Annotated in this window: 24 protein-coding genes; 4 read left to right on the forward strand and 20 right to left on the reverse strand. The window is 72.1% G+C overall.

What is annotated here, in order from left to right:
• Position 1 precedes the first annotated feature (1 nt).
• From CP982_RS15270 to leuA, 5 genes are all read right to left on the reverse strand, one after another.
• The gene (locus CP982_RS15270) at positions 2–682 is read right to left on the reverse strand and encodes a response regulator (protein ID WP_268255513.1); all 681 of its coding nucleotides are present in this window, start codon (positions 680–682) and stop codon (positions 2–4) included.
• The gene (locus tag CP982_RS15275; RefSeq protein ID WP_150511045.1) at positions 679–1,989 is read right to left on the reverse strand and encodes a sensor histidine kinase; all 1,311 of its coding nucleotides are present in this window, start codon (positions 1,987–1,989) and stop codon (positions 679–681) included. The genes CP982_RS15270 and CP982_RS15275 overlap by 4 nt, the downstream gene beginning before the upstream one ends.
• 69 nt (positions 1,990–2,058) lie before the next feature.
• Positions 2,059–4,155 (reverse strand): MMPL family transporter, encoded by a 2,097-nt coding sequence (locus tag CP982_RS15280; protein WP_150511046.1) that lies wholly within the window; start codon positions 4,153–4,155, stop codon positions 2,059–2,061.
• Between the two features lie 180 nt (positions 4,156–4,335).
• Positions 4,336–5,004, reverse strand: coding sequence for a TerB family tellurite resistance protein (locus CP982_RS15285; protein WP_229879563.1), 669 nt, complete (start codon positions 5,002–5,004; stop codon positions 4,336–4,338).
• A 284-nt stretch (positions 5,005–5,288) separates the two neighbouring features.
• Positions 5,289–7,010, reverse strand: a complete 1,722-nt coding sequence (leuA, locus tag CP982_RS15290) for a 2-isopropylmalate synthase (RefSeq protein ID WP_144003375.1) — start codon at positions 7,008–7,010, stop codon at positions 5,289–5,291.
• A gap of 446 nt (positions 7,011–7,456) precedes the next feature.
• Here leuA and CP982_RS15295 point away from each other — a divergent pair, with 446 nt between their 5' ends.
• The 3 genes from CP982_RS15295 (at position 7,457) to CP982_RS15305 (ending at position 10,334) form a co-directional block, all read left to right on the forward strand.
• Positions 7,457–8,542: a M4 family metallopeptidase gene (locus tag CP982_RS15295; RefSeq protein ID WP_150511048.1), complete on the forward strand. Its 1,086-nt coding sequence runs from the start codon at positions 7,457–7,459 to the stop codon at positions 8,540–8,542.
• A gap of 70 nt (positions 8,543–8,612) precedes the next feature.
• The gene (locus CP982_RS15300) at positions 8,613–8,879 is read left to right on the forward strand and encodes a protealysin inhibitor emfourin (RefSeq protein ID WP_150511049.1); all 267 of its coding nucleotides are present in this window, start codon (positions 8,613–8,615) and stop codon (positions 8,877–8,879) included.
• A gap of 78 nt (positions 8,880–8,957) precedes the next feature.
• The gene (locus CP982_RS15305) at positions 8,958–10,334 is read left to right on the forward strand and encodes a GH1 family beta-glucosidase (protein ID WP_150511050.1); all 1,377 of its coding nucleotides are present in this window, start codon (positions 8,958–8,960) and stop codon (positions 10,332–10,334) included.
• On the opposite strand, the gene era is transcribed toward CP982_RS15305, so the two are convergent.
• The 3 genes from era to CP982_RS15320 form a co-directional block, all read right to left on the reverse strand.
• Positions 10,314–11,276: a GTPase Era gene (gene era, locus CP982_RS15310; protein WP_150511051.1), complete on the reverse strand. Its 963-nt coding sequence runs from the start codon at positions 11,274–11,276 to the stop codon at positions 10,314–10,316. The two genes, CP982_RS15305 and era, sit on opposite strands and share 21 nt — an antisense overlap.
• A gap of 248 nt (positions 11,277–11,524) precedes the next feature.
• Complete coding sequence (locus CP982_RS15315; RefSeq protein WP_150511052.1) at positions 11,525–11,875, reverse strand: cytidine/deoxycytidylate deaminase family protein; 351 nt, start codon at positions 11,873–11,875, stop codon at positions 11,525–11,527.
• Between the two features lie 30 nt (positions 11,876–11,905).
• Positions 11,906–12,811, reverse strand: coding sequence for a helix-turn-helix transcriptional regulator (locus CP982_RS15320; protein WP_150511053.1), 906 nt, complete (start codon positions 12,809–12,811; stop codon positions 11,906–11,908).
• A gap of 85 nt (positions 12,812–12,896) precedes the next feature.
• Here CP982_RS15320 and CP982_RS15325 point away from each other — a divergent pair, with 85 nt between their 5' ends.
• Positions 12,897–14,330: an MFS transporter gene (locus tag CP982_RS15325; protein WP_150511054.1), complete on the forward strand. Its 1,434-nt coding sequence runs from the start codon at positions 12,897–12,899 to the stop codon at positions 14,328–14,330.
• Positions 14,331–14,339: 9 nt separating this feature from the next.
• Here the strand turns inward: CP982_RS15325 and CP982_RS15330 are convergent, their stop codons facing one another.
• From CP982_RS15330 to CP982_RS15385, 12 genes are all read right to left on the reverse strand, one after another.
• Entirely contained in the window at positions 14,340–14,696 is a 357-nt protein-coding gene (locus CP982_RS15330; RefSeq protein WP_150511055.1) for an MmcQ/YjbR family DNA-binding protein, read from the reverse strand.
• Positions 14,693–16,006: a hemolysin family protein gene (locus tag CP982_RS15335; protein ID WP_150511056.1), complete on the reverse strand. Its 1,314-nt coding sequence runs from the start codon at positions 16,004–16,006 to the stop codon at positions 14,693–14,695. Before CP982_RS15335 ends, CP982_RS15330 begins: the two co-directional genes overlap by 4 nt.
• Positions 16,007–16,010: 4 nt before the next feature.
• Complete coding sequence (ybeY, locus tag CP982_RS15340) at positions 16,011–16,508, reverse strand: rRNA maturation RNase YbeY (RefSeq protein ID WP_150511057.1); 498 nt, start codon at positions 16,506–16,508, stop codon at positions 16,011–16,013.
• A 13-nt stretch (positions 16,509–16,521) separates the two neighbouring features.
• Entirely contained in the window at positions 16,522–17,574 is a 1,053-nt protein-coding gene (locus CP982_RS15345; protein ID WP_150511058.1) for a PhoH family protein, read from the reverse strand.
• Between the two features lie 135 nt (positions 17,575–17,709).
• Positions 17,710–18,870, reverse strand: coding sequence for a carbohydrate kinase family protein (locus tag CP982_RS15350; protein ID WP_150511059.1), 1,161 nt, complete (start codon positions 18,868–18,870; stop codon positions 17,710–17,712).
• A gap of 39 nt (positions 18,871–18,909) precedes the next feature.
• Positions 18,910–20,199, reverse strand: coding sequence for a glucarate dehydratase family protein (locus CP982_RS15355; RefSeq protein ID WP_150515500.1), 1,290 nt, complete (start codon positions 20,197–20,199; stop codon positions 18,910–18,912).
• Between the two features lie 45 nt (positions 20,200–20,244).
• Positions 20,245–20,658 carry a hypothetical protein gene (locus CP982_RS15360; protein ID WP_229879555.1) on the reverse strand — a complete coding sequence of 138 codons (414 nt, stop codon included), beginning with the start codon at positions 20,656–20,658 and terminating at the stop codon, positions 20,245–20,247.
• A gap of 175 nt (positions 20,659–20,833) precedes the next feature.
• Positions 20,834–21,466, reverse strand: coding sequence for a hypothetical protein (locus tag CP982_RS15365; protein ID WP_150511061.1), 633 nt, complete (start codon positions 21,464–21,466; stop codon positions 20,834–20,836).
• Positions 21,466–22,797: a hypothetical protein gene (locus CP982_RS15370; protein WP_150511062.1), complete on the reverse strand. Its 1,332-nt coding sequence runs from the start codon at positions 22,795–22,797 to the stop codon at positions 21,466–21,468. The genes CP982_RS15365 and CP982_RS15370 overlap by 1 nt, the downstream gene beginning before the upstream one ends.
• The gene (locus CP982_RS15375; protein WP_150511063.1) at positions 22,797–23,105 is read right to left on the reverse strand and encodes a hypothetical protein; all 309 of its coding nucleotides are present in this window, start codon (positions 23,103–23,105) and stop codon (positions 22,797–22,799) included. Before CP982_RS15375 ends, CP982_RS15370 begins: the two co-directional genes overlap by 1 nt.
• Positions 23,106–23,168: 63 nt before the next feature.
• Entirely contained in the window at positions 23,169–24,170 is a 1,002-nt protein-coding gene (locus CP982_RS15380) for an adenosine deaminase (RefSeq protein ID WP_150511064.1), read from the reverse strand.
• A gap of 26 nt (positions 24,171–24,196) precedes the next feature.
• Complete coding sequence (locus CP982_RS15385) at positions 24,197–25,105, reverse strand: ribonuclease Z (protein WP_150511065.1); 909 nt, start codon at positions 25,103–25,105, stop codon at positions 24,197–24,199.
• Positions 25,106–25,109: the final 4 nt, after the last annotated feature.

The following is a 25,109-nucleotide window of genomic DNA, read 5'->3' on the forward strand; positions in this document are numbered from 1 at the left end:
CTCAGCCGCCCGGTGTGACGAGGCCCGCCTCGTAGGCGGTGATGACCAGTTGGGCGCGGTCGCGGGCGGTGAGCTTGCCCATGATGCGGCTGACGTGGGTCTTGGCCGTGAGGGGGCTGAGCCCCAGGGTCTCCGCCACCTCCGTGTTGTTCAGGCCTCGGGCGACCAGGGTGAGGACCTGGCGCTCGCGGTCGGAGAGGGCGGCCAGCGAGCGGGGCGCGGGGTCCGCGCCGCCGGGGGTCTCCGGCTGGCGCAGGACGCGGGCGATGAGGCGGCCCGTCGGGCCCGGGGACAGCAGGGACTCGCCCGCCGCCACCGTGCGGATCGCGTCCAGGAGCTCGGCCGGCTTGGTGTCCTTGACGAGGAAGCCGGACGCCCCGGCCCGCAGCGCCTCGACGACGTGCTCGTCGGTGTCGTACGTGGTGAGCATGAGGACCTTCACCCCGGCGAGGTCCTCGTCGGCGGCGATGAGGCGCGTCGCCTCGATCCCGTCGAGGTCGGGCATGCGGACGTCCATGACGACGAGGTCCGCGCGCCGGGCGCGGGCCAGTTCGACGGCCTCGCGGCCGGTGCCCGCCTGGGCCACGACATCCATGTCGGGCGCGGACTCGACGAGCATCGCGAACGCGGCGCGCACGAGGGCCTGGTCGTCGGCGAGGAGCACGCGGATCCTCCGCGTCACCGCCCCGCCACCTCCCCGGCAGCCGTCGACTCCCGTGTGACCAGCGGTAGTTCCGCCACCACTTCGAACCCCCGTCCGTCGCGCGGACCGGCCTCCAGCGTCCCGCCGACGCTGCGTGCCCGCTCCCGCATCCCGATGATGCCGAACCCGGGCGCGGCCCGCGCGGCGGGGGGTGCGGCCGCCCCGGTGCCGTCGTCGGTCACGGACACGCGCAGGGTGCCGTCGCGCTCCCCCATCGCCACGCGCACGGCGAGGCCGGGGCCGCCGTGCCGGACGGCGTTGGTCAGGGCCTCCTGCACGATGCGGTAGGCCGCCGCCCCGACCACGGGCGGCACCGCGGCCACCTCCGCGAGGGCGAGCTCGACCTCGGCGCCCGCGGTACGGGCCGCCCCCGCGAGGTCGCCGATGCCGTCGATGCCGGGCAGCGGGCCGCGGTACTCGTCGGCCGCGTCGCCCGACTCGGGCCCGGAGCGCAGCACTTCGAGGGTCGCGCGGAGTTCGCCGCGCGCGGCGCGGCAGGTGTCGGCGATGTCGTCGAGGGCACCGGCGATGGCCGCCCGGTCGAGCCGCTCAGGGTCGGCGGCGAGCACGTGCGCGGCCACCGACGTCTGCACGCCGACGAGCGTGATGCTGTGCGCGAGCAGGTCGTGCAGATCGCGGGCGACCCGCAGCCGCTCCTCGGCGACACGGCGCCGCGCCTCCTCCTCGCGGGTGCGCTCGGCCCGCTCGGCGCGCTCGACGACGGAGGCGATGTACTGCCGATGGACGCGTACGTACGTACCGAAGAGCAGCACGGCGACGATCCAGCCCGAGATCCGCAGGATCTCCTCGACCTGTTTGGGGCCGATGCTCGCGTTCACCACGAGGGTGATGCCGACGACGACGAGCCCGGTGACGAGGGCCCGGCGCGGGCGTCCGGACACGGCCACGGTGTAGAGGGCGACCATGCCGACGGGGATCGCGGTGGTGTGCGGGTAGTCGACCGCGTGGTACGGCGCGACGAGGGCGATCGTCGCGAGCAGCACGGGCATGGGGTGGCGGCGGCGCCAGACGAGCGGTACGTGCGCGGCCAGGAGCAGCGTCCAGCCGAGCAGGTCCAGGGAGCGGCTGCCGTCGGCCGCCACGAAGCCGAGGACCACGTCGCCCACGGCGAGGAACAGGGCGAACAGCGCGTCGTCCCGCAGCGCGCGCCGCGTCCCGGGCGCGGCGCCGGAGAACGGCCACCACGGGCGTGAGGCGGAGGGGAGGTACGGCACGTCGGCGGATCCCCCTTCCGGCGGACACGGGTCGGCTGTCGCGGTGTCCATGGTGCGACCCCATCATCCAGGAAGGCGGCGCCCCTCCGGCAGGGAGGGGCGCCGCGAGGTGCGTACGGCTCAGCGGACGGCGGTCAGTTCGGGCTCGTCCCGCGCCGGCGGGGCGGGGGTGCGGGGGCGCCGTGACAGCGGTCCCGGCCACCACACCTTGTCCCCGAGGGCCAGGCTCGCGGACGTCACCAGGTACGTACGGACCAGGAAGGTGTCCAGGAGCACGCCGACGGCGATGACGAAGCCCAGCTCGACGAGTTGCACCATCGGCATGTTGGTCAGGACCGCGAAGGTCGCGGCGAGGACGAGGCCCGCGGAGGCGATCACGCCGCCCGTGGTGCGCAGCGCGGTGAGCGCGGCGGCGCCGGTCTCCGCCCCCTCCAGGCACTCCTCGCGCATGCGGTGCATGAGGAAGATGCCGTAGTCGACGCCGAGGGCGACGAGGAAGACGAAGGAGAGCAGGCCGAGTCCCGGGTCGGTGCCCTCGAAGCCGAAGAGCGGTTCGAAGACGAGGCCCCCGATGCCGAGGGACGCGCCCCACACCGCGACGACCGCGAGGAGCAGCAGGAGCGGCGCGACGAGGCTGCGCAGGAGTGCGACGAGGACGAGGAGCACGGCGGCGAGGACGATCGGCACGACGACCAGGCGGTCGCGGGCGTTGGTGTCCTTGAGGTCGAGCTGTTCGGCGCTCGGCCCGCCGACGTACGCCCCTCGCGGGTCGAGCTCGTCGCGCAGGGCCTCGATGGTCGCGGTCTCGGCGGAGGTCTGCGGCGGAGCCTTGGCGACCACCGAGAGCTCCGTCCACTTCTCGGCGGTGCGGCCGCGTTCGGCGCTGTCGACCCCGGGCACGGACCGGGCGCGGTCGAGGAGTCGATCGGCATCGGCCGTCGGCACGATGACGTTGATGGGCTGGGTGCCGCGTTCCGGATAGGCGGTGGCGAGGGTCTCCATCGCGGCGATGGAGTCGGGCTTGCTGGTGAAGGAGTCCTCCTGCTTGAGGTTGCCGGGCAGGTTGAACGCGCCGAGGGCGAGCGCGCCGAGCAGCACGGCCCCGGCGCCGAGGACGGCCAGCGGCCTGCGCCCGGCGGACGAGCCCATGGACGCGAACAGCGAGCGCCGCTTCTTGGGCTCGCTGCCGAAGGCGGGCACGATCGGCCAGAACACCCGGCGGCCGAGCACGACGAGCAGCGGCGGCAGGAGCGTCAGCATGGCGACCAGTGCGGAGAGGACGCCGACCGCGCCCAACGGGCCCATGCCGCGGCTGGAGTTGAGGTCGGCGGCGAGCAGGCAGAACAGACCCGCGGCGACGGTGCCGGAGGAGGCGAGCACGGCGGGGCCGCAGCCGCGCAGGGCGGCGGCCATGGCCTCGTCCGGCCGCTCGATGCGGCGGAGTTCCTCGCGGTAGCGGGCGACGATGAGCAGGGCGTAGTCGGTGCCCGCGCCGAAGACGAGGATCGTCATGATGCCGGAGCTCTGGCCGCTGACGGAGGTGCCGAAGGCCTGGTTGAGGCCGTAGGCGACGCCCATGGAGAGGAAGTTGGCGACGCCCGCGACGACGAGCGGCACGAGCCACAGGAACGGGCTGCGGTAGATGAGGATCAGCAGGACCGCCACCACGGCGACGGTGGTGTAGAGCAGGGGCCCGTCGAGGGACTGGTAGACCTCGCTCGCGTCGGTGGCGAGCGCGCCGGACCCGCCGACGTCGGCGTCCAGGCCGCCCTCGCCCTTGACGACGTCCCGCACGTCGTTGACGAAGGCGTCCCGCTTCTCCTCGTCGATGCCCGGCGCGGTGCTCGCGACCGGGTACATCAGGGTGCTCCCGTCCTTCGACGCCACCCCCGTGGGCGTCGCGACGAGCTCGAACTGCCGGTCCAGGCTCCGCACTTGGGCCGACGCTGTCTTCCGGTCGGCCGCGGTGAGGCCGCCGTCGCGGTGGTAGACGAGCACCAGCTCGGTGGTCTCGCCGCCGGGCAGCCGCTCCTGGATCTTCGCGACCTGGGTGGAGTCGGCGCTCGCGGGCAGGTAGTCCACGGCCCGGTCCTTCTGGACGTCGCCGAGCTTCCCGGCGAACGGCCAGGCGAGCGCGAGCACGGCGACCCAGATGCCGAGCAGCACCCAGGGCACCGCACGTGGTCGTCGGCGCTTGGTGGTTGTCGCGGCCCCCATCGGTGGGCCTCCCTCCCGTGACGGTCTCTGACGCCTTCCAGAGTTCCGTCGGCGGAGGGCCGACACGTCGGACGAGGGGGCGAGTTGGGCGTTACGCCCACGGGTGGCACGGGCCGGTGACTACTCCCCGGGGAGTAACGGCGGGGAGTACGGGAGGCCTCCCCTCAGGGAGCCGGGCGGTCAGGACGGGGTGCGCTGGGCGGCCGCCATCAGACGGGCCACGTCGTCGGTGCCGATGGTCAGCGCGCAGCCCGCCGTGGCGAGCACATCGCGCTCGGCGGGGGTGTAGGGACCGTCGGCGAGGGCGATGCGGGCCCCCTTGAGCAGCAGCGCCTCGCGGCCCGCGGGGGCCAGGTGCGGGGCGAGGGGGCCGAGCGCCTCGTGGAGTTCGATGGCGAGCCCCGGCGCGCAGTCGGGGGCGCCGGGGCGGCCGGTGTCGGCGGCGAGCGCGTTGACGAGGGCGACGACGCGCTCCTCGGTGCAGTCGTCGAACCCGGCGCCGCGCAGGGTGGCGACGGCCGCGTCGAGCGTGGTGCGGGAGGTGGCGCCGCCGGTGGTGAGCACGGCGATGACGACGGTGTGCACGGCCTCGCGGAGCATGGCGGCGAGCCGGATCGTGGTGGGGTGGTCGAGCGCGTCGAGCCCGAAGTGGTCCTGGCAGGCGGCGCATTCGACGACGGGCCCGGTCCGGCCGCGGGAGAGCAGCGGCACGCCGAGGAGGACGAACCGGCGGCGTCCGCTGCGCCGCTGGTAGTTGCGGTCGCCGCCGCAGCCGGGGCAGAAGAACTCGCCGTCGCAGACGGTGGTCCAGGCGGTGCGGGTGCCGATCAGGCGGCGCACGCGGTGCAGGCCCGCCGGTCGGCCCCGGTCCGGCGGGGTGCCCGGGGCGCGGGAGTCGTGGGAGTTCCGGCCGTCTCGTTCCCGGTCTGGCAGCACCACGCACCTCCACGACTCCGCGGCCGCCCTGCCGCGTTGGCGTGATGTTAGCCACATCGATGATGCCGCGTCAGTACCCCGGACGGGAGATGGCCGGTAGCAGGTCCGTGACCAGCCGCCCGGCGCGCCGTGGCCCCGCCCGCCACAAGGGCGGACGGGGCCACGAAAGCACCGGTCGAACTGGGGGTCGAACAGGCTCAGCGGGCCGCGCGGTTGACGGCCGACACGACAGCCTTCAGCGATGCACGTGTCGTATTCGCGTCGATGCCGACGCCCCACAGGACCTTGTCGCCGACGACGCACTCGATGTACGAGGCGGCCTGCGCGGAGGCCTCGGCGCTCATGGTGTGCTCCTGGTAGTCCAGCAGGCGGGCGTCGATGCCCACGGACTGCAGGGCCGCGAAGAACGCGGAGATCGGGCCGTTGCCGGTGCCGGTGAGGACCGTGGACTCGCCGTCCACGATCGCCCCGACGGTCAGCGTGTCGGCGCCGTCGTCGCCCATGGTCGTCTGGCTGGCGCGCAGCTGGATGCGGCCCCAGGGGTTGTCCGGGTTGGGCAGGTACTCGTCCTGGAAGACGCTCCAGATCGCGTCGGGCGAGACCTCGCCGCCCTCGGCGTCGGTCTTCGCCTGGATGATCTTCGAGAACTCGATCTGCATCCGGCGCGGCAGGTCCAGCTTGTGGTCGTTCTTCAGGACGTACGCGATGCCGCCCTTGCCGGACTGCGAGTTGACGCGGATCACGGCCTCGTACGAGCGGCCGACGTCCTTGGGGTCGATGGGCAGGTACGGAACCGCCCACTCGATGTCGTCGACCGTCTTGCCCGCGGCGGCCGCGCGGGACTCCATGGAGTCGAAGCCCTTCTTGATGGCGTCCTGGTGGGAGCCGGAGAAGGCGGTGTAGACGAGGTCGCCCGCGTACGGGTGGCGGGGGTGGACCTCCATCTGCGTGCAGTACTCGTACACCCGGCGGATCTCGTCGATGTCCGAGAAGTCGATCTGCGGGTCGATGCCCTGGCTGAACAGGTTCATGCCCAGGGCGACCAGGTCCACGTTGCCGGTGCGCTCGCCCTGGCCGAACAGACAGCCCTCGACGCGGTCGCCGCCCGCCATCACGGCCAGCTCGGCGGCGGCGATGGCGGTGCCGCGGTCGTTGTGCGGGTGGATGGACAGGCATACGTACTGTCGCCGGGACAGATGGCGGCTCATCCACTCGAAACGGTCCGCGTGCGTGGAGGGCGTCGAGCGCTCCACGGTGGCGGGCAGGTTCAGGATGATCTCGCGGTCGGCGTCGGGCTGCCAGGTGTCCATGACGCCCTCGCAGACCTCCAGGGCGAAGTCCAGCTCGGTGTCGGTGAAGATCTCCGGGCTGTACTGGTACCCGAAGACCGTCTCCGGACCCAGCAGCTTCTCGGCGTACTCCATGACCAGGCGCGTGCCGTCGACGGCGATCTGCTTGACCTGGTCGCGCGAGCCGCGGAAGACGACGTCGCGCCAGACCGGCGCGGTCGCGTTGTACAGGTGGACGGTGGCGCGGTTGGCGCCCTTCAGGGACGCGACGGTGCGCTCGATCAGCTCCTCGCGGGCCTGGGTGAGCACCGAGATCGTCACGTCGTCGGGGATGGCGCCCTCGTCCTCGATGATCGACCGCACGAAATCGAAGTCGGTCTGCCCGGAGGAGGGGAACCCGACCTCGATCTCCTTGTAGCCCATCTTGACCAGCAGGTCGAACATCGCCCGCTTGCGGGCCGGGGACATCGGGTCGATCAGCGCCTGGTTGCCGTCCCGCAGGTCCGTGGACAGCCACCGGGGCGCCACGGTGATGCGCTGGTCCGGCCAGGTGCGGTCGGGCAGGTCCACCTGCTCGTACTGGCCGTACTTGTGGATCGGCATGGCGGAGGGACGTTGAAAGTTCGGCATGGGGTGTACGGGCTCCTCGGTGAGTCCTTCAGGACGGCCGACGGTCTTGCGCAGCACCGAACTCCGCGGGGAGGGGGTCGGCCTCGACTACAGGCCCTCGCCGCGGCGGCTAAGGAGAAGCAGCCCGTAACGCATGATGCTCAGCAGCCTAACCGAGCATCCGCCGATACGGCGTCCCGTATCACTATGCGGGACCTGCGTCGGTGCTCCGCGGATGTTCCAGGAACATTCCAGCCCGTCCGGCGGACGGATGGCGAGGGGGCATGGCGTTAAAGCGCCCCGAAGGGGCGCGGGGAACTGCGCGACCAGCCCCAGACGGCCCGCAGATTCACTCCAAGCGAGGCCGTTAGCAGTCCAGGCCGCCTCGCAGGCCCCGTATCCCGGTATTTCACCAATCATGGTGGCAGCTAGTGACAGCGGCATGACCCAGTGCCACATTGCCACGCATGACCGCCAACCCAACGGGGAACCCGGAGAGGTTCGAGCCCGTCTTCTGCACCATCGTGCCGCCGTTCGTCCTGGACACCCTCGCCCAGAACCAGGACCCCGCCCTCGCGGGACCGGCCCGCCGCACCCTCCAGCGGGACGCCTTCGAGCGCACCCAGCGCCGTCTGACCACCGTCATCGGCGCCCCGTCCGTCGCCGCGCCCAAGGGCGCCGAGGAGGGCAAGCCGCACCGCACCATCCACGACGCAAAGCACCGCACGGACCTGCCCGGCCGCAAGGTGCGCGGCGAGGGCGACAAGGCCGGCAAGGACGCCACCGTCAACCGCGCGTACGACGGCCTCGGCGCGACCTTCGAGGTGTTCTTCAAGCACTTCGCGCGCGACTCGATCGACGGCGGAGGGCTGCCGCTCAACGCCACCGTCCACTACGGCGAGGACTACGGGAACGCCTTCTGGAACGGCGAGCAGATGGTGTTCGGCGACGGGGACAGGGAGATCTTCCTCGACTTCACCATCCCCGTGGACGTGATCGGCCACGAGCTGACCCACGGCGTGGTCCAGTACACCGCCAACCTCACCTACTTCGGCCAGCCCGGCGCCCTGAACGAGTCCATGGCGGACGTCTTCGGCTCGCTGATCAAGCAGTACACGCTCGGCCAGACCGCCGCCGACGCCGACTGGCTGATCGGCGCGGGCCTGCTCGCCGAGCGGGTCACCGGCACCGCGCTGCGCTCCATGAAGGCCCCGGGCACCGCGTACGACGACGACGTCCTCGGCAAGGACCCGCAGCCCGCCACCATGGACGACTACGTCCGCACCGGCCGCGACAACGGCGGCGTGCACATCAACTCCGGCATCCCGAACCACGCCTTCTACCTGCTCGCCCAGACCCTCGGCGGCCACGCCTGGGAGCGGGCGGGGCAGATCTGGTACGCCGTCCTGACCGGCGGCGAGCTGGCCCAGGACGCGTCGTTCACGGACTTCGCCAAGCTGACGGTCGCGGCCGCCCGCGCCAAGTACGGCGACGGCGAGGAGCTCAAGGCGGTCCTCGACGCGTGGGCGCAGGTCAAGGTACCGGCGACCTGATCCGGCCGGAAGCCGTCGGGCCCGCCGGGGCCGCCTGGCGGGGCGCCGGAGCCTGGAGTAGACAGGACCCATGCGTATCCAGGTGAAGCGCACCGGAGGGTTCGGCGGCATCGAGCGGCACGCGGAGGTGGACACCACCGCGCGCCCCGACGCCCACGAGTGGCACGCCCTGGCCGAGCGGGCCGTGGCCGACGGCCGGGGCGAGCCACCGATCGGCGTGCCCGACGGCTTCAGCTACCAGATCACCGTCGACGGGCGGACCGTGTACTGCGCGGACCCGCGCCTGACCGACGACCAGCGCCAGCTCATCACCCGGGTCCTGAAGGAGGGCTCGTAGGCGGCGGACGTCCGCCGCAACACCCCGTGCGCGCACGGGCGTTGACTTCCCTCACGGCCGGTGCGGATGATCCCGCGCATGGCGACCATCCCCCCGGGGCCCCGCGCCCCGCTGCCCCCGTTCCCGCGCGACTTCCTGTGGGGCGTGGCCACGTCGGCCCACCAGATCGAGGGCGCCGCCGACGAGCGCGGCCCGTCGGTGTGGGACGCCTTCACGGCCCTGCCGGGGAACGTGAAGGACGGCACCACCGCCGCCGTGGCCTGCGACCACGTGCGCCGCTACCGCGAGGACGTGGCGCTCGTCCGTGACCTGGGGGTGGGCGCGTACCGCTTCTCGGTGTCCTGGCCGCGCGTGCTGCCCGAGGGGACGGGCGCCGTCAGCGAGCGGGGCCTGGACTTCTACGACCGGCTCGTCGACGAGCTGTGCGCGGCGGACGTGCGCCCCGTGCCGACGCTCTTCCACTGGGACACCCCGCTCGCCGTGGAGGAGGCGGGCGGCTGGCTCACGCGCGCGACGGCCGAGCGCTTCGCCGAGTACGTGGCCGTCGTCGCGGCCCGCATCGGCGACCGCGTACCGAAGTGGATCACCCTGAACGAGCCCGCCGAGCACACCCTGCTCGGCCACGCCCTGGGCCAGCACGCGCCCGGGAAGCGGCTGCTCTTCGACGCCCTGCCGGTGGCCCACCACCAGCTCCTCGGCCACGGCCTCGCGGTGCGGGCGCTGCGCGCGGCCGGCGCTCAGGACGTGGGCGTCGCGAACTCCCACGGACCCACCTGGCCCGCCTCGGACGCCCCCGCGGACCGGGAGGCCGCCGACTTCTACGACGTCCTCCTCAACCGCCTGTTCTCCGACCCGCTGCTCCTCGGCCGCTACCCCGAAGGCGTCGCGGAGCTGCTCGCCGCCGCCGTGCCGGACCCGGCGGCGGACCTGAAGGTGATCGCCGAGCCGCTGGACTGGTACGGCGTGAACTTCTACCAGCCCACGAAGGTGGGTGCCCCCGCCGAGCACGCCACGGAGTTCTCCGGCGTGACGCTGCCGCCGCAGCTGCCCTTCGCCCCCCGCGAGATCACCGGGCACCCGCTGACCGACTTCGGCTGGCCGGTGGTCCCCGAGGCCCTCACCGAGCTGCTCCTGGCCCTCCGCGAGCGGTACGGCGACCGCCTTCCGCCCCTCGTCATCACGGAGAACGGCTGCTCCTACGACGGCCTGGACGACCAGGACCGCATCGCGTACCTGGACGGCCATCTGCGGGCCCTGCACCGGGCGCGGACCGCAGGGGTCGACGTCCGGGGCTACTTCGTGTGGTCGCTGCTCGACAACTTCGAGTGGGCGGAGGGCTACCGCCAGCGGTTCGGCCTCGTCCACGTCGACTACGCCACGCAGCGGCGCACCCCGAAGGCGTCCTACCACTGGCTCAGGTCGGCCCTGGCCGGGCTAGAAGCCCAGGCGCCGTAGCTGCTTGGGGTCGCGCTGCCAGTCCTTCGCCACCTTCACGTGCAGGTCGAGGAAGACGGGCGTGCCGAGCAGCGCCTCGATCTGCTTGCGGGACTTGATGCCGACGTCCTTGAGCCGCTTGCCCTTGGGGCCGATGATGATGCCCTTCTGGCTGGACCGCTCGATGAACACGTTCGCGTGGATGTCGAGCAGGGGCTTGTCGGCGGGGCGGCCCTCGCGGGGCAGCATCTCCTCGACGACCACGGCGATGGAGTGCGGCAGCTCGTCCCGCACGCCCTCCAGGGCCGCCTCGCGGATCAGCTCGGCCACCATGACCTGCTCGGGCTCGTCCGTGAGGTCGCCCTCGGGGTAGAGCGCGGGCCCCTCAGGAAGCAGCGGCACCAGCAGATCGGCGAGCAGCTCCACCTGCTTCTCGCCGACGGCGGAGACCGGCACGATCTCCTGCCACTGGAAGCCCAGCTCCTTGCCGAGCTGGTCGACCGCGATGAGCTGCTCGGCAAGCGCCTTGCTGTCGACCAGGTCGGTCTTGGTGATGATGGCGACCTTCGGCGCCTTCTTGATCGACGCCAGCTCCTTGGCGATGAACCGGTCGCCGGGCCCGATCTTCTGGTCCGCGGGCAGGCAGAAGCCGATCACGTCGACCTCGGCCCACGTGGCGCGGACCACGTCGTTGAGCCGCTCGCCGAGCAGCGTGCGCGGCTTGTGCAGGCCGGGGGTGTCGACCAGGATCAGCTGCGCGTCGGGCCGGTGCACGATGCCGCGCACGGTGTGCCGGGTGGTCTGCGGGCGGTTCGAGGTGATGGCCACCTTCTTGCCGACCAGAGCGTTCGTCAGGGTGGACTTGCCGGCGTTGGGGCGGCCCACGAAGCAGGCGAAACCCGCACGGTGGTCGCTCCGCTGGGTCGGCTGGGGTGTCTGGGTTCGCACGCTCATGCCGCCCATTCTCCCTGATCTTTTCCGCCCCGGTCGCCTCGGGCGCGGCCGCTCCCCCACCCGCCCGCCCTTCCACCGCGCTGACGCGCTCGTCCTCAAACGCCGGACGGGCTGAAAGTCTCCGGTGCGCGCTGGATCTCGTCTGCGGCTCCGCACAGGTCCGCGGTCCGCGGACGACATGCGGTCCGCACCGGCACCATTCAGCCCGTCCGGCGTTTGAGGACGAGGCGCGGAGCGCCGATGAAGGCCGGTCGGGGTCAGGCCTCGGTGGTGTGGTGGAGCGTGCCGTCCGGGGCCGCCAGGAAGACCGGGGTGCCGGGGCCGCCCAGGTCCCGGACGGCGGCCAGGTCGGCGCCCGGGAGGGCCTCCGCCCCGGAGACGACGGCCGCCGCCTCCAGGGACTCCGCCCCGGACGCTACGGCCATCGCCACGGCCGTACGCAGCGCGGACAGCTCCAGGGACGCGAGGGAGACCGTCCCGGCGACGTACGTGCGCCCGGTCTCGTCCCGTACCGCCGCCCCCTCCGGCACGCCGTTGCGGGCCCGCGCCGAACGCGCGAGGGTGACGATCTTCTGGTCCTCGGGGCCGAGGTCGGTGCGCTCAGTCATGGCACGAGCATAAGGAGCCGGGCCCGCGGCTCACCCGGCCACCCGGTACATCGACCCGCGCCGCGCCTCGGGCGTGGCCAGCCACTCCAGCTTCGCCGCCGTGTCCGCGAGCGGCAGCGGCGTGTGCAGGACGACCGTCAGATCGGGCCGCGCGGGCACCTTCAGGGCGGTCGACTCCACGTGCAGGATGCCCGCGAGCGGATGGTCGATCTCCTTGTGGACCAGGCCCGCGGGCCGGATGTCCTGCCGCTCCCACAGCTCCGTGAACTCCTCGCCCAGGGCGTGCAGCCGGGCGAGCAGGTCCTGGAAGCCCTCGTCGCCCGGGTGCTCGGAGCAGGCGGCGCGGAACTGTGCGACGAGCGTCACCGCGTTCCGCGCCCAGCTGACGCTGCGCGAGCGGTACATCGGGTCCGTGAAGAAGTCGAGGATGCAGTTCTGCGTGGTCTCGGGGCGCATGCCGAGGACCATGGCGGCCGCGTCGTTGTAGACGAGGCAGTTGTAGTAGCGGTCCATGATGTGCGCCGGGTACGGCATCCAGGTGTCGATGAGCCGCCGCAGGCCCTCGTCCATGTGCTCGGCGTCCCGCTCCGCCTGCGGCGCGGGCGGATTGAGGCCCGCGAGCACGTACAGATGGCGGCGCTCGGTGCCCGACAGCTTCAGGACGCGTGCCACGGAGTCCAGGACCTGCGGCGACACGGAGATGTCGCGGCCCTGCTCAAGCCACTGGTACCAGGACGCGCCGACGCCCGCGAGGACGGCGACCTCCTCGCGCCTGAGGCCCGGCGTGCGCCGCCGGCCGCCCTCCGGGAGCCCGGCCTCCGCCGGGCTCACCCGGGCCCGCCTGCTCATCAGGAAGTCCCGCAGCTCCACTCGGCGACGGGCCTTCGCCCCGTCGGTCCGCTCCCCGGCCTGACTGGCCACCGTTCCCCCCGTCATCCGCCCGCCGATCCGCCTGGTGGTCGTACCACCAGCATAAGTTCCCGCTCCCCAGGGCTATTCCGGCCGCCGCAAGCTCGTGACCATGGCGATCGACACCTCCGCTCCTTCCCCCGCCGCACCGTCCTCCCCCGCCGCTCCCCCAGGTCCCGCCGCGGCGCCCCCGAAGCTCTCCCGCCGCGACACGCTCATCCTGTTCGTGCTGTGTGCCGCGCAGTTCATGGTGGCGCTCGACTTCTCCGTCCTGAACGTGGCGCTGCCCGTGCTCGGCGAGGACCTCGGCATGAGCCACGCCGCGCTCCAGTGGGCCGTCACCGCCTTCGCGCTGCCGTCCGGCGGCTTCCTGCTGCTCTTCGGCCGCGTCGGCGACCTGTTCGGGCGGCGCAGGCTGTTCCTCGGCGGGCTCGCGCTGTTCGGCGCGGCCTCGCTGCTGGCCACCTTCGCCTGGGACCCGGCGTCGTTCCTCGCCGGGCGCGCGCTGCAGGGCGTGGGCGCGGCCGCGATCGTGCCGACCGGCATGTCGCTGCTCACCACGACGTTCCCGGAGGGCCCGCAGCGCGACCGGGCGCTCGGCATCTCCGGCACGCTCCTGTCCCTCGGCTTCACCGTCGGCATGGTGCTCGGCGGCGTCCTCACCGACACCCTCGGCTGGCGCTCCACGATGGGGCTGCTCACCCTCTTCGCGCTGATCGTGCTGCCGCTGGCGCCCGGTCTGCTGCCGGAGTCCCGCACGCCGGAGCGCCCGCGCCTGGACCTCCCCGGCGCGGTCACGGTCACCGGCGGTCTGCTGGCCCTGATCTACGCCCTGTCCACGGCCGCCGAGCGCGGCTTCGGCGACACCGACGTGCTCGTCACCCTGGCCGCGGGCGTCGCCCTGCTCGCCGCCTTCGGCTACGTCGAGACGCGCGCGGCCGCTCCGCTGGTCTCCCTGCCGATGCTGCGCCGCCGCACGGTGGCGTGGGGCAACTTCGGCGGCCTCGTCACCTTCGCGATGATGTCGACGGTCGTCTTCGTCCTGACCCTCTACTTCCAGGACGTCCTGGACCTGTCCGCCTTCGAGACCGGCCTGGTCTTCGGCGTCCAGGGCGTGGTGTCGGTCTTCGCGGGCATGCGCGCGCCGAAGGTCATCGGCCGCTTCGGGCCGCACCGCACGCTCGTCGGCTCGCTGCTCGGCCAAGCCCTGTTCGTGGCGGCGCTCCTCGCGATCGGCGAGGGCGCGTGGTCGGTGTGGCTCGCGGCCGTGGCCGTGTCGGTGGCCAGCATGTTCCACCTCGGCGCGATCGTCAGCTACGGCGTCACGGTCACCTCGGGCGTGCCGGACGAGGAGCAGGGCCTGGCGACGGGCCTGGTCACCTCCACCCAGCAGGTGGGCCTCACCATCGGCATCCCCGTACTGGGCGTCCTCGCGACGACGGGCGGCGACACCCTGACGGGCACCCGGACGGTACTCGCCGTGGACGCGGCGGTCGTCCTCCTCACGGCGGCGCTCGTGGCGGTGGGCCTCGGGCGGCGGCGCTAGGGCCTGTCCCTAGGGGCGGTCGAGCCGCAGGCGCTCCGCCCGGGGCAGGCCCGCCACCACCAGGTCGTAGGAATCCTCGATCAGCTCGCGCACGAGCTGGTCGGGGAGGTCGGCGTCGGCCGTGACCGTGTTCCAGTGCCGCTTGTTCATGTGCCAGCCGGGCACGATGTCCGGGTACTGGGCCCGCAGTTGCGGGGCGATCTCGGGGTCGCACTTCAGATTGACCGTCAGCGGCTCCCGGTCGAGGGCACTCAGCGCGAACAGCTTGCCCGCCACCTTGAACACCGATGTCTCGGGGCCGAACGGAAAGTCCTCGACCACGTCGTCGAACGACAGGCAGAACGTCCGTAGCTCCTGCGGATTCATCGCCCGGTCCCCTCCCCGGAGCCGGATTCCGCGCCCCCCGGCGCGACCGGCTCCACCAGCACGGTCACGATCTTGTTGCGCCGCCCCGCGGCGGCCTCCGCGGTGAGCCGCAGCGCCCGCTCGTCCGGCAGCGTCACCACGGCCTTGGCACCGGCGATCGGCACCCGCCCGAGCTGCTTGGCGAGCAGCCCGCCGACGGTCTCCACGTCCTCGTCGTCGTACGCCTCCAGGCCGTACAGCTCGCCGAGGTCGCCGATGTCGAGCCGGGCGGTGACGCGGTAGGCGCCGCCGCCCAGGTCCTCGACGGGCGGCAGCTCCCGGTCGTACTCGTCGGTGATCTCACCGACGATCTCCTCCAGGATGTCCTCGATGGTGACGATCCCGGCGGTGCCGCCGTACTCGTCGATGACGACGGCGACGTGGTTGCGCTCCTGCTGCATCTCGCGCAGCAGGTCGCCCGCGTTCTTCGTGTCGGGCACGAACGTGGCGGGGCGCATGGCCGTCGACACCAGGTCGTTCTCCGCGTCGCGGTTGATGTGCGTCTTGCGGGCCAGGTCCTTGAGGTAGACGATGCCGACCACGTCGTCCTCGCTCTCGCCGGTGACCGGGATGCGCGAGAAGCCGGAGCGGAGGGCGAGCGTGAGCGCCTGGCGGATGGTCTTGTACCGCTCGATGGAGATCAAGTCGGTGCGCGGGACCATGACTTCGCGCACGAGCGTGTCGCCCAGCTCGAAGACGGAGTGCACCATGCGGCGCTCCTCGTCCTCGATCAGGGACTCCTTCTCGGCCAGGTCGACCATGGCCCGCAGCTCCGCCTCGGAGGCGAACGGGCCGCGCCTGAAGCCCTTCCCCGGCGTGAGCGCGTTGCCGATGAGGATGAGCAGGGGCGGGACGGGCCCCATGACGCGGGCGAGCGGAAGCAGCACGTACGCGGCGGCCGTCGCCGTGTTCAGCGGGTGCTGGCGGCCGATGGTGCGCGGGGACACGCCGACGGCCACGTACGAGACGAGGACCATGACGCCGATGGCGACGGCCAGGGCCTCCCAGGTCGCGTCGAACTCGCGCAGACAGGCGTACGTCACCAGGGCCGCGGCCGCCATCTCGCAGGCGACGCGGACCAGAAGCGCCACGTTCAGATAGCGGGTCGGGTCGGCGGCGACCTGGGCGAGCTTCGCGCTGCCGCGGCGCCCGGAGCGGACGGCCTCCTCGGCGCGGAAGCTGGAGACGCGGGCGATGCCCGCCTCGGCGCAGGCGGCGAGCCAGGCCACCACGATCAGGGCGACGGCGCCCGCGATGAGCTGGATGGACATGGGCCTACGAGACGGTCGGCGCCGGGGAGGGCCCGGTGAGGCCCCGCTCGGCCCGCCAGCCGTCGACGATGGCGGCCTGCAGACCGAACATCTCGGCCTTCTCGTCGGGCTCCTCGTGGTCGTACCCGAGCAGGTGCAGCACGCCGTGGACCGTCAGGAGCTGGAGCTCCTCGTCCATGGAGTGGGCCGTGGGGGCCTCCTCGCCCTGCTTGAGGGCGACCTCCGGGCACAGCACGATGTCGCCGAGGAGCCCCTGCGGGGGCTCCTCGTCATCCTTCATCGGCGGGCGCAGCTCGTCCATCGGGAAGGACATCACGTCCGTGGGCCCCGGCAGGTCCATCCACTGGATGTGCAGCTGCTCCATGGCGTCGGCGTCCACGACGATCACCGAGAGTTCGGAGAGCGGGTGGATCCGCATCCGCGCGAGCGCGTAGCGGGCGATGTCGAGGATCGCCTGCTCGTCGACCTCGGTGCCGGATTCGTTGTTGACGTCGATCGCCATGGCGCTGTGTCTTCTACTTTCCTCTGGACCGGCCCTTGCGGGAGCCGTTCTCCGTGCCGTTCTCGCTGTCGTACTTCTCGTACGCGTCGACGATACGGCCGACCAGCTTGTGCCGGACGACATCGTGCGAGGTGAGCCGCGAGAAGTGCACGTCCTCGACGCCCTCCAGGATGTCCTGGACCTGGCGCAGGCCCGACTTCGTGCCGTTCGGCAGGTCGACCTGGGTGACGTCGCCCGTGATCACGATCTTGGACTCGAAGCCGAGGCGGGTGAGGAACATCTTCATCTGCTCGGGGCTCGTGTTCTGCGCCTCGTCCAGGATGATGAACGCGTCGTTCAGCGTCCGGCCGCGCATGTACGCCAGCGGGGCGACCTCGATGGTCCCGGCCGCCATCAGGCGGGGGATCGAGTCCGGGTCCAGCATGTCGTGCAGCGCGTCGTACAGCGGGCGGAGATAGGGGTCGATCTTCTCGTACAGCGTGCCGGGCAGGAAGCCGAGGCGCTCGCCCGCCTCGACCGCGGGGCGGGTCAGGATGATGCGGTTGACCTGCTTGGACTGGAGGGCCTGGACGGCCTTGGCCATGGCCAGATAGGTCTTGCCGGTGCCCGCGGGGCCGATGCCGAAGACGATCGTGTGCTTGTCGATCGCGTCCACGTAACGCTTCTGGTTGAGCGTCTTGGGGCGGATGGTGCGGCCGCGCGACGAGAGGATGTTCTGGGTGAGCACCTCGGCCGGGGTCTCGTCCGGTCCTTCGCCGGTCTCGCCTGCTCTGAGCATGGCGATCGAGCGTTCCACTGCGTCCTCCGTCATCGGCTGTCCGGTGCGGAGCACCAGCATCATCTCGTCGAACAGGCGCTGCACGAGGGCGACTTCACGCGCGTCGCCCACGGCGCTGATCTCATTGCCCCGGACATGGATGTCGGCCGCCGGGAAGGCCTTCTCGATCACGCGCAGCAGCGTGTCTCCAGAGCCGAGGACGGTCACCATCGGGTGCTTGGCCGGGACCGTGAAGTGGGCTCGGGCCTGTGCCTGCGCAGGGGTCTGAGCTGTCGGTGTCTGAGTCATGGGCCGGCGCTTAAGGCCTGCACGTCCTCCTCGTCGCGGGGGCTCGCCCGCTGGGCGCCCTTCGTACTGCCAAGAGTACGACTCGGCGCTGACAACCCCGTAGGGCTTTTCCGCCGCGGATGGGCTCCGGCCTCCTCACGCGGAGCGCCGGAAGCCGATGGTGGGCACGGCGCGCCGCAGCGGCCAGGGGCGCGCGGTGTCCGGGAGCAGCGCCTCCAGGAAGCCGTAGCGCTCCAGGGCCACGGGGTCCTGCTGGTCGAGCTGGCGCACCCGCCGCCACCAGGCGCCGATCTCCTCCCAGCCGGGCGCGGAGAGTGAGCCCCCGAACTCCTGCACCGACAGGGCGGCCGTCAGACCGGCGAAGGCGAGCCGGTCGGCGAGCGGCCAGTCCGCCAGGGTGCCGGTCACGAAGCCCGCGACGAACACGTCGCCCGCGCCGGTGGGATCGAGGGCCTCCACCTCGATGGCGGGCACGGACGCGGTCTCGCCGGTGCGCCCGTCCACCGCGTACGCGCCCTCCGCGCCGAGGGTGACCACGGCGACCGGCACGTGCTCGGTCAGGGCGTGGGCCGCGGCGCGCGGGCAGGAGGTGCCGGTGTACCGCATCGCCTCCTGCGCGTTCGGCAGGAAGGCCTCGCAGTGCCGCAGGTCGGGCAACTGCCCCAGGTCCCACCGCCCGGTGTCGTCCCAGCCCACGTCGGCGAAGATCGCCGTCCCGCGGCGCGCCGCCGACTCGATCCAGGGGGCGCGCGTACCGGGCGTGAGCGAGGCGACGGCGGCCCGCGCGCGGGGCGGGCACGCGGGCGCGCCCCCGTCCGGCGCGTGGGCGTCGGGCGGCGGCTCGTGGCCGTGGCTGACCATCGTCCGCTCGCCCTCGTACGCCATGGAGACTGTCACCGGGGAGTGCCAGTGCGGCACGGTCCGCGAGGAGGACAGGTCGATGCCCTCGCCCTGCTCCAGGGCGTCCCAGCAGTACTCCCCGTAGTGGTCGTCGCCGAAGGCGGCGGCGAGCGAGGTGCGCAGGCCGAGCCGGGCGAGCGCGGTCGCCATGTTGGCGACGCCGCCGGGGCTCGATCCCATGCCCCGGGCCCAGGACTCCGTCCCGCGCACGGGCGCGGTGTCGAGACCGGTGAAGACGATGTCCAGGAACACGGTGCCGGTGAGATACACGTCGCAGGGCGGATCGCCCGCGCGCCGCGTCGACTTGAGCGGGTCGACGGCGGTGCTGTCGGGCTCGGCGCCGGTGCTTCCCGGTGCCGCGGGTGTCCCGTGTGGTGCGGCAGGTGGTACGGCCATGGAGGCAACGTAACCGACGGGTCCGACAGGCCGCGTCCGCTACCAGCGCGGCACGGCCGGAGTCACCCACTCCGGTTCAGCGCGGCGCATGGCCGCCGCGTCGTCCCTCTCCCGCAGGGCGGCGAAGTCCTCGTCCAGCCACCGCCGGTGCAGCGCGTCGAGCCGGTCGCGGTCGAGTTCGACCCCGAGCCCCGGGGCGTCACTCACCGTGACGCATCCGTGCGCGAAGCGCAGGCGTTCGGTGAGCACGTCCTCCGTCTGCCACGGGTAGTGCGTGTCGCACGCGTGCCGAAGGCCCGGCACGGTGGCCGCGACGTGCGTCATGGCGGCGAGGCTGATCCCCAGATGGGTGTTGGAGTGCATGGAGACGTCCACGCCGAACGTCCGGCACACGGCGGCCAGTTCGCGCGTCCGCCGAAGGCCGCCCCAGTAGTGGTGATCGGAGAGCACCACGCGCACGGCTTCCTTCCCGAAGGCCTCGGGTATCTCCTCGAACGTGGTCACGCACATGTTGGTGGCGAGCGGCACCGGGGTCCGCGCGGCGACCTCGGCCATGGCGGGGGTGCCGAGGGCCGGGTCCTCCAGGTACTCCAGGACGTCCGCGAGTTCCTCGGCGACCTTGACGGAAGTCTCCACGGACCAGGCGCCGTTGGGGTCGAGCCGCAGCGGCGCCCCGGGGAAGGCGGCCGCGAGCGCCCTGACCGCGGCGATCTCCTCCTCCGGCGGAAACACTCCCCCCTTCAGCTTGAACGACCGGAACCCGTACCGCCGCGCGAGCGCCCGCGCCTGCGCGACCACGCCCCGCGGGTCGAGCGCGGCCCCCCAGCCGTCCTCCTCGGCGGCCACGCCGTCCGGATGCCCGGCGTACTTGTAGAACAAGTAACCGCTGTACTCCACGGCGTCCCGCACCTTGCCGCCGAGCAGCGCGTGCACGGGCAGGCCGAGCGCCTTGCCCAGGGCGTCCAGGCACGCCACCTCGAACCCCGACACGACGGAGAGGCGCAGCTTGTCCGCGGTCTGCGCGCCGCGCAGGCCGCCGACGTCCAGGGCCGCGTCCACGCGCCGCCCGTCCACCTCGACGCCGTCCGCGAGTGTGAACAACCCGTTGAGGTCCCCCACCCCCCGCCCCCGCAGCCGCGCGGCCAGCGGCCCGGCCAGCTCCAGATACTTGCCGTCCCCGTACGTCTCCCCCACGCCGACCGTGCCGTCCTCCGTCTCCACCTCGATGATCAGGCGCGGTGTGTACGGCTGGTGCAGGCCCTGGGTGTTCAGGAGCGGGGGGTCGGCGACCAGCACGGGGGTGAGCCGCACATCGGTGACGGTGAGCATGGCGCCTCCGGCGGGGTGAACGCTGTCCACGTATGAAAACGCACCCTACTGCCAGTGCAAGGTCCCCGCCACGGTGTCGAACAACTCGACCATCTTCGGGGCGAGGGCCTCCATCGGCGTGGAGAAGGTGAGTGTCAGCCAGGCCTGGCTCGCCGGTACCGGCACGTTGTAGACCACGGTGGTCGTGGCGAGGGTGCTGCCCATCAGCCGCTCCGGGTCCGGCGCCTCGGCACGCTCCTCCCGCACGGCCTCGCCCGCGCCCTCCAGCTCCACGACCTCGCCGCCCGCGAGACGCCGGGCCAGGTCGTACGCCGTCCGGCAGCCGGGCCACCCCTCGGGCACGAGGCTCACCAACAACGAGGAAGCCAACGGCACCCCGCCCACCGTGAGCACCGACAAATACAGCTCGACCCCACCCACCCGGTACGCCGCCCTGGCCCGCTTCTGCAGATCCCGCATCAACCGCTCCTTGAGCAACGGCGCGTGATCAACCCCCCGAAACTGCCGCTCGGCCAACACGAGAATCCCCCGGTCACGCTCTTCCGGGGGGTCCAGCGGAAGCTGAAACCATCCCTCCGGGACGAGGATGGTGTACTCGGCGGGCGGAGTGGACGAGTTGATGTTGAGGGGCATGTCAGTGATGACCCCGCAATGACTGCACGTCCGGTGCCGTCGGTACCAGACGCATCGTGGGGACGAGTTCCGCCACCAGGCCGACGATCTCGTCCGTACGCTCGAAGTGCTGCCAGTCGACCTCGACGAGAAGGATCTCCTCCCGGCCCGTCGGCCAGACGGCGTAGCGGAGGGATTCGCTGAGCTTGCTGCCCCAGCCGAAGCGCCGTTTCTGCGCGAGCATCGCTTGGACGCGGACGGCCGGGCCCACGGGCAACTCGACCTCGGCGACCAAGGGTTCTCCCTTGACCTCGGCGTAGGACCACTTGACCAGCTTGGGCAGGTATTCCTGCGGTGACGGCCTTCGCACACCGTCCTCGCCGTAGACGTACACCACGAGGTCCGCGAGCAGAGTGCCGCCCTCGGTATAGGCAACCGCGACCACCACAGGGCCGGACTCGAAAGCGTTCAGCGCGATCTGCACGAGCTGACGTTGAAGCGCGTCCTTGCTCACTCGAAGGTGCAGCGGATTGAACTGGGCCACATATTCGGCAGCCAGCCGCTCGGCCTCTTCGCGTGTGCCGTCCCTCAGGGTCAGTCCAAACCAGTCGCCGCAGAAGTCGAAATCAACGATGTAGTCGTCGTCTTCCTGCATCAGTGCACCTCGTCGATGAAGAGGCCACCAGCGGTAACTCCGCTTCCGGCGACGGTCAGTCCCGTAGCGGTGCGCGACACTTGGTTGACGGCGTAGCTGCTGTCCAGACTCTTACTCAAGTGCTTCACTTCCTTCAGGTCGGAGGCTACCGAGGCGTCCGCCAGGGAGACTGATCTGGCGACGCCTTTCACCACATTGCCGTCCCCACGGTCCTTCAGCTCACGCCACGCCTGGCGGTAGCCACCCTGGAATCCACCCTTCCAGGTAGAGCTCTTGAACAGCTCGGTGATGGGCTCTCGAATGGACTGGGGGACGTCCCCCTTCTCCAGGCGCGCGGGCTTTCCCGAGTCACGGTTGAACTTCTGGCGACTGCGCTTGGCCTCTCGAGGGCTCAGCTTGCCGCCCTTGGCCAAGCGCATCCGACGCAACGTCCCCACCACATACCGCCCGGCCACCTTCGAAAAGGCCTTGCCTGCGCCCATGGCCAGCAAGCCTGTCGCCGACCAGGCCAGTTCTGTCCACGCCGCGTCGCCCATGGCCACCTGGGTGGCTGTGCAGGCCAGGTTGACCAAGGTGGCGACCATGGAGATCGCGCCGAGGAGGCCGGACAGGCCCTGGCCGATGAGGGGGATCCAGCCGACCGTGAGGGCGGCGATGCCGGCCCATTTGGCGATGAGTTCGGTGACGCCCGCGACCTGTTCCACGAAGTCGGCGAAGCGGTCCCGGAAGCCGTCCTTGAGGGGGTCGTCGGAGACGGCGTCCTCGAGGGCCTCGCGGGCCCGCCTGGCCGCGGCGTCGCGGATCCGCCGCGCCTCGTGGAGCTTGGCGCGGGCCGCGGCCAGGGCGTCCCCGGCTTCCTCCTCCTGCTTCTCCAGCTCCGCCTTCCGGCGTTCGCCCACGACACCGGAGAGGCCGCGCCGCGCGGCCCCGCCCCGCGCGTCCGCGTCCCGGGCCTCGTGCCGGGCGATGTCGGCGATCCTCTGGGCGCGGTGGAGGTCGGTGACGTACGTACCGGCGGGCGCGGTGGCGTTGGACTCGTAGTCGACGCCGTGGTCGACGACGCGGTCCCCGATGGCATCGGCGGCCGTACGGTAGCGCCGGTGCGCGGCTTCCAGACGGCCCCGGCACTTCTTGGCCTTGCCGCGGAACTCGGCACCCGCGTCGCTGTCCCAGGAGGTCACTTCGGCGGCCGCCTTGAGGTGGCGGAGCTGCCGCTCCAGCTCGTCCGCCGTACGGCGGAGCTTGCGGCCCAGCTCCTCGATGCGGTCCGGGTCGCCGGGGACGGGGTCGCTGTCCGCGAGGGGCTGCCAGTCCCGGGGCCGCGCGCCCATCAGCGGTTCTTCGGGGCGCGTGCGGCACGCAGCGCGCGGGCGAGTTCACCGTCCACGCCGTCGTACGTCTTCGCGGCGGCGCGGGCGATGGCGGCGAGCCGTGCGACCTCGTCGGCCAGCTCCTCGCGGTGGCGCTCCCAGTTGCCCGCGAACTCGCCGAACTGACCGGCCAGGCCACTGTCGCCGAAGTCGTCCTCGTACTGGCCTCTCAGCCTGTCGAGACCGTCGAAGGCGTCCTTGATCCGGCCGAGGCCCACGCCCATCCCACGGATCACACTCAGATCGTCGATCCTCGTGTACTCGCCCACGCCCGACACCCTCTCCGCTCCACTGGGTCACAAGGGGTGACCCACCGTAGCGGGCGGGGCGTCTCAGTCGAAGCGGTAGGCCTCCACCTCCGCCAAGTACGCCGCCCGCAGCGCCTCCTCCTCCGGGGAGCCGTCGAGGAACGCCGCCTCGAAGGAGTTGCGGGCCAGCTCACGGAGCTGGTCCTCGCCGAGGCCGAGGGCCTCGCGGACCGCGTGGAAGGTGTCGTCGACGTAGCCGCCGAAGTACGCGGGGTCGTCGGAGTTGACGGTGCACAGCAGGCCGGCGGCCATCATCTGTGGCAGGGGGTGGTCCTTCAGGACGTCGACGGCGCGCAGGCGGACGTTGGAGAGGGGGCAGAGGGTCAGCGGAACGCGCTCCCGGACCAGGCGGCGGACCAGGTCCGGGTCCTCGACGCAGCGCAGGCCGTGGTCGACGCGCTCGACGCCGAGGACGTCCAGGGCCTCGGTCACGTACGCGGCGGGGCCCTCCTCGCCCGCGTGGGCGACCCGGCGGAGCCCGAGCGCGGCCGCGGCCTCGTACACGGCGGCGAACTTGCGCGGCGGGTGGCCGACCTCGGCCGAGTCGAGTCCGACCCCCGTGATGCGGTGGAGGTGGGGCTTGGCCGCCTCCAGGGTCTCCATGGCCGACTCGGCGGACTCGTCGCGCAGGAAGCACATGATGAGCCGGGTGGTGATGCCGTGGCGCTCGCGGCTGCGGTCGAGGGCGCGGCCCAGGCCCTCGACGACGGTGCCGATCTCCACGCCGCGCGCGGCGTGGGCCTGGGGGTCGAAGAAGATCTCGGCGTGGCGCACGCCCTGGGCGGCGGCACGGGCGAGGTACGCGTCGGCCAGCTCCTCGAAGTCGGCCTCCGTGCGCAGCACGGCCATGAGGCCGTAGTAGAGGTCGAGGAAGGACTGGAGGTCCTCGAAGAGGTAGGCCTTGCGGAGGGCCTCGGTGTCGGCGTACGGCAGGGTGACGCCGTTGCGCTCGGCGAGGGCGAAGGCGAGCTCGGGCTCCAGGGTGCCTTCGATGTGCAGGTGGAGTTCGGCCTTGGGGAGGGGCATGGTGGCGCTTTTCTCTCGGTGGTGGTTCAGGGGCTGCGCTTCGGCAGCGGCACCCGCATCAGGTCCCGGGCCACCGTCAGCTCCCCCGCGAAACCGGCGGCCCGCGCCTGCTGTTCGAAGACGGACGGGTCCGGGTACCGCTGGCTGAAGTGGGTGAGGACGAGGTGCCTGACGCCCGCGTCACGGGCCACGGCGGCGGCCTGACCAGCCGTCAGATGGCCGTGGTCTGAGGCCAGTTGACGGTCCTCGTCGAGGAACGTGGACTCGATGACGAGCATGTCGCAGCCGTCGGCCAGGGCGTGCACGCCGTCGCAGAGACGGGTGTCCATCACGAAGGCGAACCGCTGTCCGCGGCGCACCTCGCTCACCTCGTCGAGGGTGATCCCGCGCAGGCTGCCCTCGCGCTGGAGGACGCCCACGTCGGGTCCGGTGACGCCGCGCTCGGCGAGCAGCCTCGGCAGCATGCGCCGCCCGTCGGGCTCGACGACGCGGTAGCCGTACGACTCGACGGGGTGGGAGAGCTTCGCCGCTTCCAGGCGGTACGACGGCGCGGTGGCGAGGAGCCCGTCGGCGGCGACGGGCTCCTGGGCGATCCGCACCGTCTCGCGGTACGCGGTCGCGTACCGCAGACGGTCGAAGAAGTGCTCCCCGGAGGCCGGGTAGTGCGCGGTGACGGGGTGCGGCACGCGGTCCAGGTTGATGCGCTGGATGACGCCCGCGAGGCCCAGGGAGTGGTCCCCGTGGAAGTGCGTGACGCAGATGCGGTTGAGGTCGTGCGCCGCGACGGAGGCACGCAGCATCTGCCGCTGCGTGCCCTCGCCGGGGTCGAACAGGATGCCCTCGCCGTCCCAGAGCAGCACGTACCCGTTGTGGTTGCGGTGCCGGGTCGGGACCTGGCTCGCGGTGCCGAGCACCACCAGTTCACGTACGGACACGAGG

Source organism: Streptomyces spectabilis (assembly GCF_008704795.1).
In the GTDB taxonomy this organism is placed as follows: Bacteria; Actinomycetota; Actinomycetes; order Streptomycetales; family Streptomycetaceae; genus Streptomyces; species Streptomyces spectabilis.

Excerpts from the sequence above, each read along its gene's own strand:
- CP982_RS15275 (WP_150511045.1), bottom strand. The coding sequence starts at position 1,989 with ATGGACACCGCGACAGCCGACCCGTGTCCGCCGGAAGGGGGATCCGCC.
- CP982_RS15280 (WP_150511046.1), bottom strand. The coding sequence starts at position 4,155 with ATGGGGGCCGCGACAACCACCAAGCGCCGACGACCACGTGCGGTGCCC.
- leuA (WP_144003375.1), bottom strand. The coding sequence starts at position 7,010 with ATGCCGAACTTTCAACGTCCCTCCGCCATGCCGATCCACAAGTACGGC.
- CP982_RS15295 (WP_150511048.1), top strand. The coding sequence starts at position 7,457 with ATGACCGCCAACCCAACGGGGAACCCGGAGAGGTTCGAGCCCGTCTTC.
- CP982_RS15300 (WP_150511049.1), top strand. The coding sequence starts at position 8,613 with ATGCGTATCCAGGTGAAGCGCACCGGAGGGTTCGGCGGCATCGAGCGG.
- CP982_RS15305 (WP_150511050.1), top strand. The coding sequence starts at position 8,958 with ATGGCGACCATCCCCCCGGGGCCCCGCGCCCCGCTGCCCCCGTTCCCG.
- era (WP_150511051.1), bottom strand. The coding sequence starts at position 11,276 with ATGGGCGGCATGAGCGTGCGAACCCAGACACCCCAGCCGACCCAGCGG.
- CP982_RS15315 (WP_150511052.1), bottom strand. The coding sequence starts at position 11,875 with ATGACTGAGCGCACCGACCTCGGCCCCGAGGACCAGAAGATCGTCACC.
- CP982_RS15320 (WP_150511053.1), bottom strand. The coding sequence starts at position 12,811 with ATGACGGGGGGAACGGTGGCCAGTCAGGCCGGGGAGCGGACCGACGGG.
- CP982_RS15325 (WP_150511054.1), top strand. The coding sequence starts at position 12,897 with ATGGCGATCGACACCTCCGCTCCTTCCCCCGCCGCACCGTCCTCCCCC.
- CP982_RS15330 (WP_150511055.1), bottom strand. The coding sequence starts at position 14,696 with ATGAATCCGCAGGAGCTACGGACGTTCTGCCTGTCGTTCGACGACGTG.
- CP982_RS15335 (WP_150511056.1), bottom strand. The coding sequence starts at position 16,006 with ATGTCCATCCAGCTCATCGCGGGCGCCGTCGCCCTGATCGTGGTGGCC.
- ybeY (WP_150511057.1), bottom strand. The coding sequence starts at position 16,508 with ATGGCGATCGACGTCAACAACGAATCCGGCACCGAGGTCGACGAGCAG.
- CP982_RS15345 (WP_150511058.1), bottom strand. The coding sequence starts at position 17,574 with ATGACTCAGACACCGACAGCTCAGACCCCTGCGCAGGCACAGGCCCGA.
- CP982_RS15350 (WP_150511059.1), bottom strand. The coding sequence starts at position 18,870 with ATGGCCGTACCACCTGCCGCACCACACGGGACACCCGCGGCACCGGGA.
- CP982_RS15355 (WP_150515500.1), bottom strand. The coding sequence starts at position 20,199 with ATGCTCACCGTCACCGATGTGCGGCTCACCCCCGTGCTGGTCGCCGAC.
- CP982_RS15360 (WP_229879555.1), bottom strand. The coding sequence starts at position 20,658 with ATGCGGGATCTGCAGAAGCGGGCCAGGGCGGCGTACCGGGTGGGTGGG.
- CP982_RS15365 (WP_150511061.1), bottom strand. The coding sequence starts at position 21,466 with ATGCAGGAAGACGACGACTACATCGTTGATTTCGACTTCTGCGGCGAC.
- CP982_RS15370 (WP_150511062.1), bottom strand. The coding sequence starts at position 22,797 with ATGGGCGCGCGGCCCCGGGACTGGCAGCCCCTCGCGGACAGCGACCCC.
- CP982_RS15380 (WP_150511064.1), bottom strand. The coding sequence starts at position 24,170 with ATGCCCCTCCCCAAGGCCGAACTCCACCTGCACATCGAAGGCACCCTG.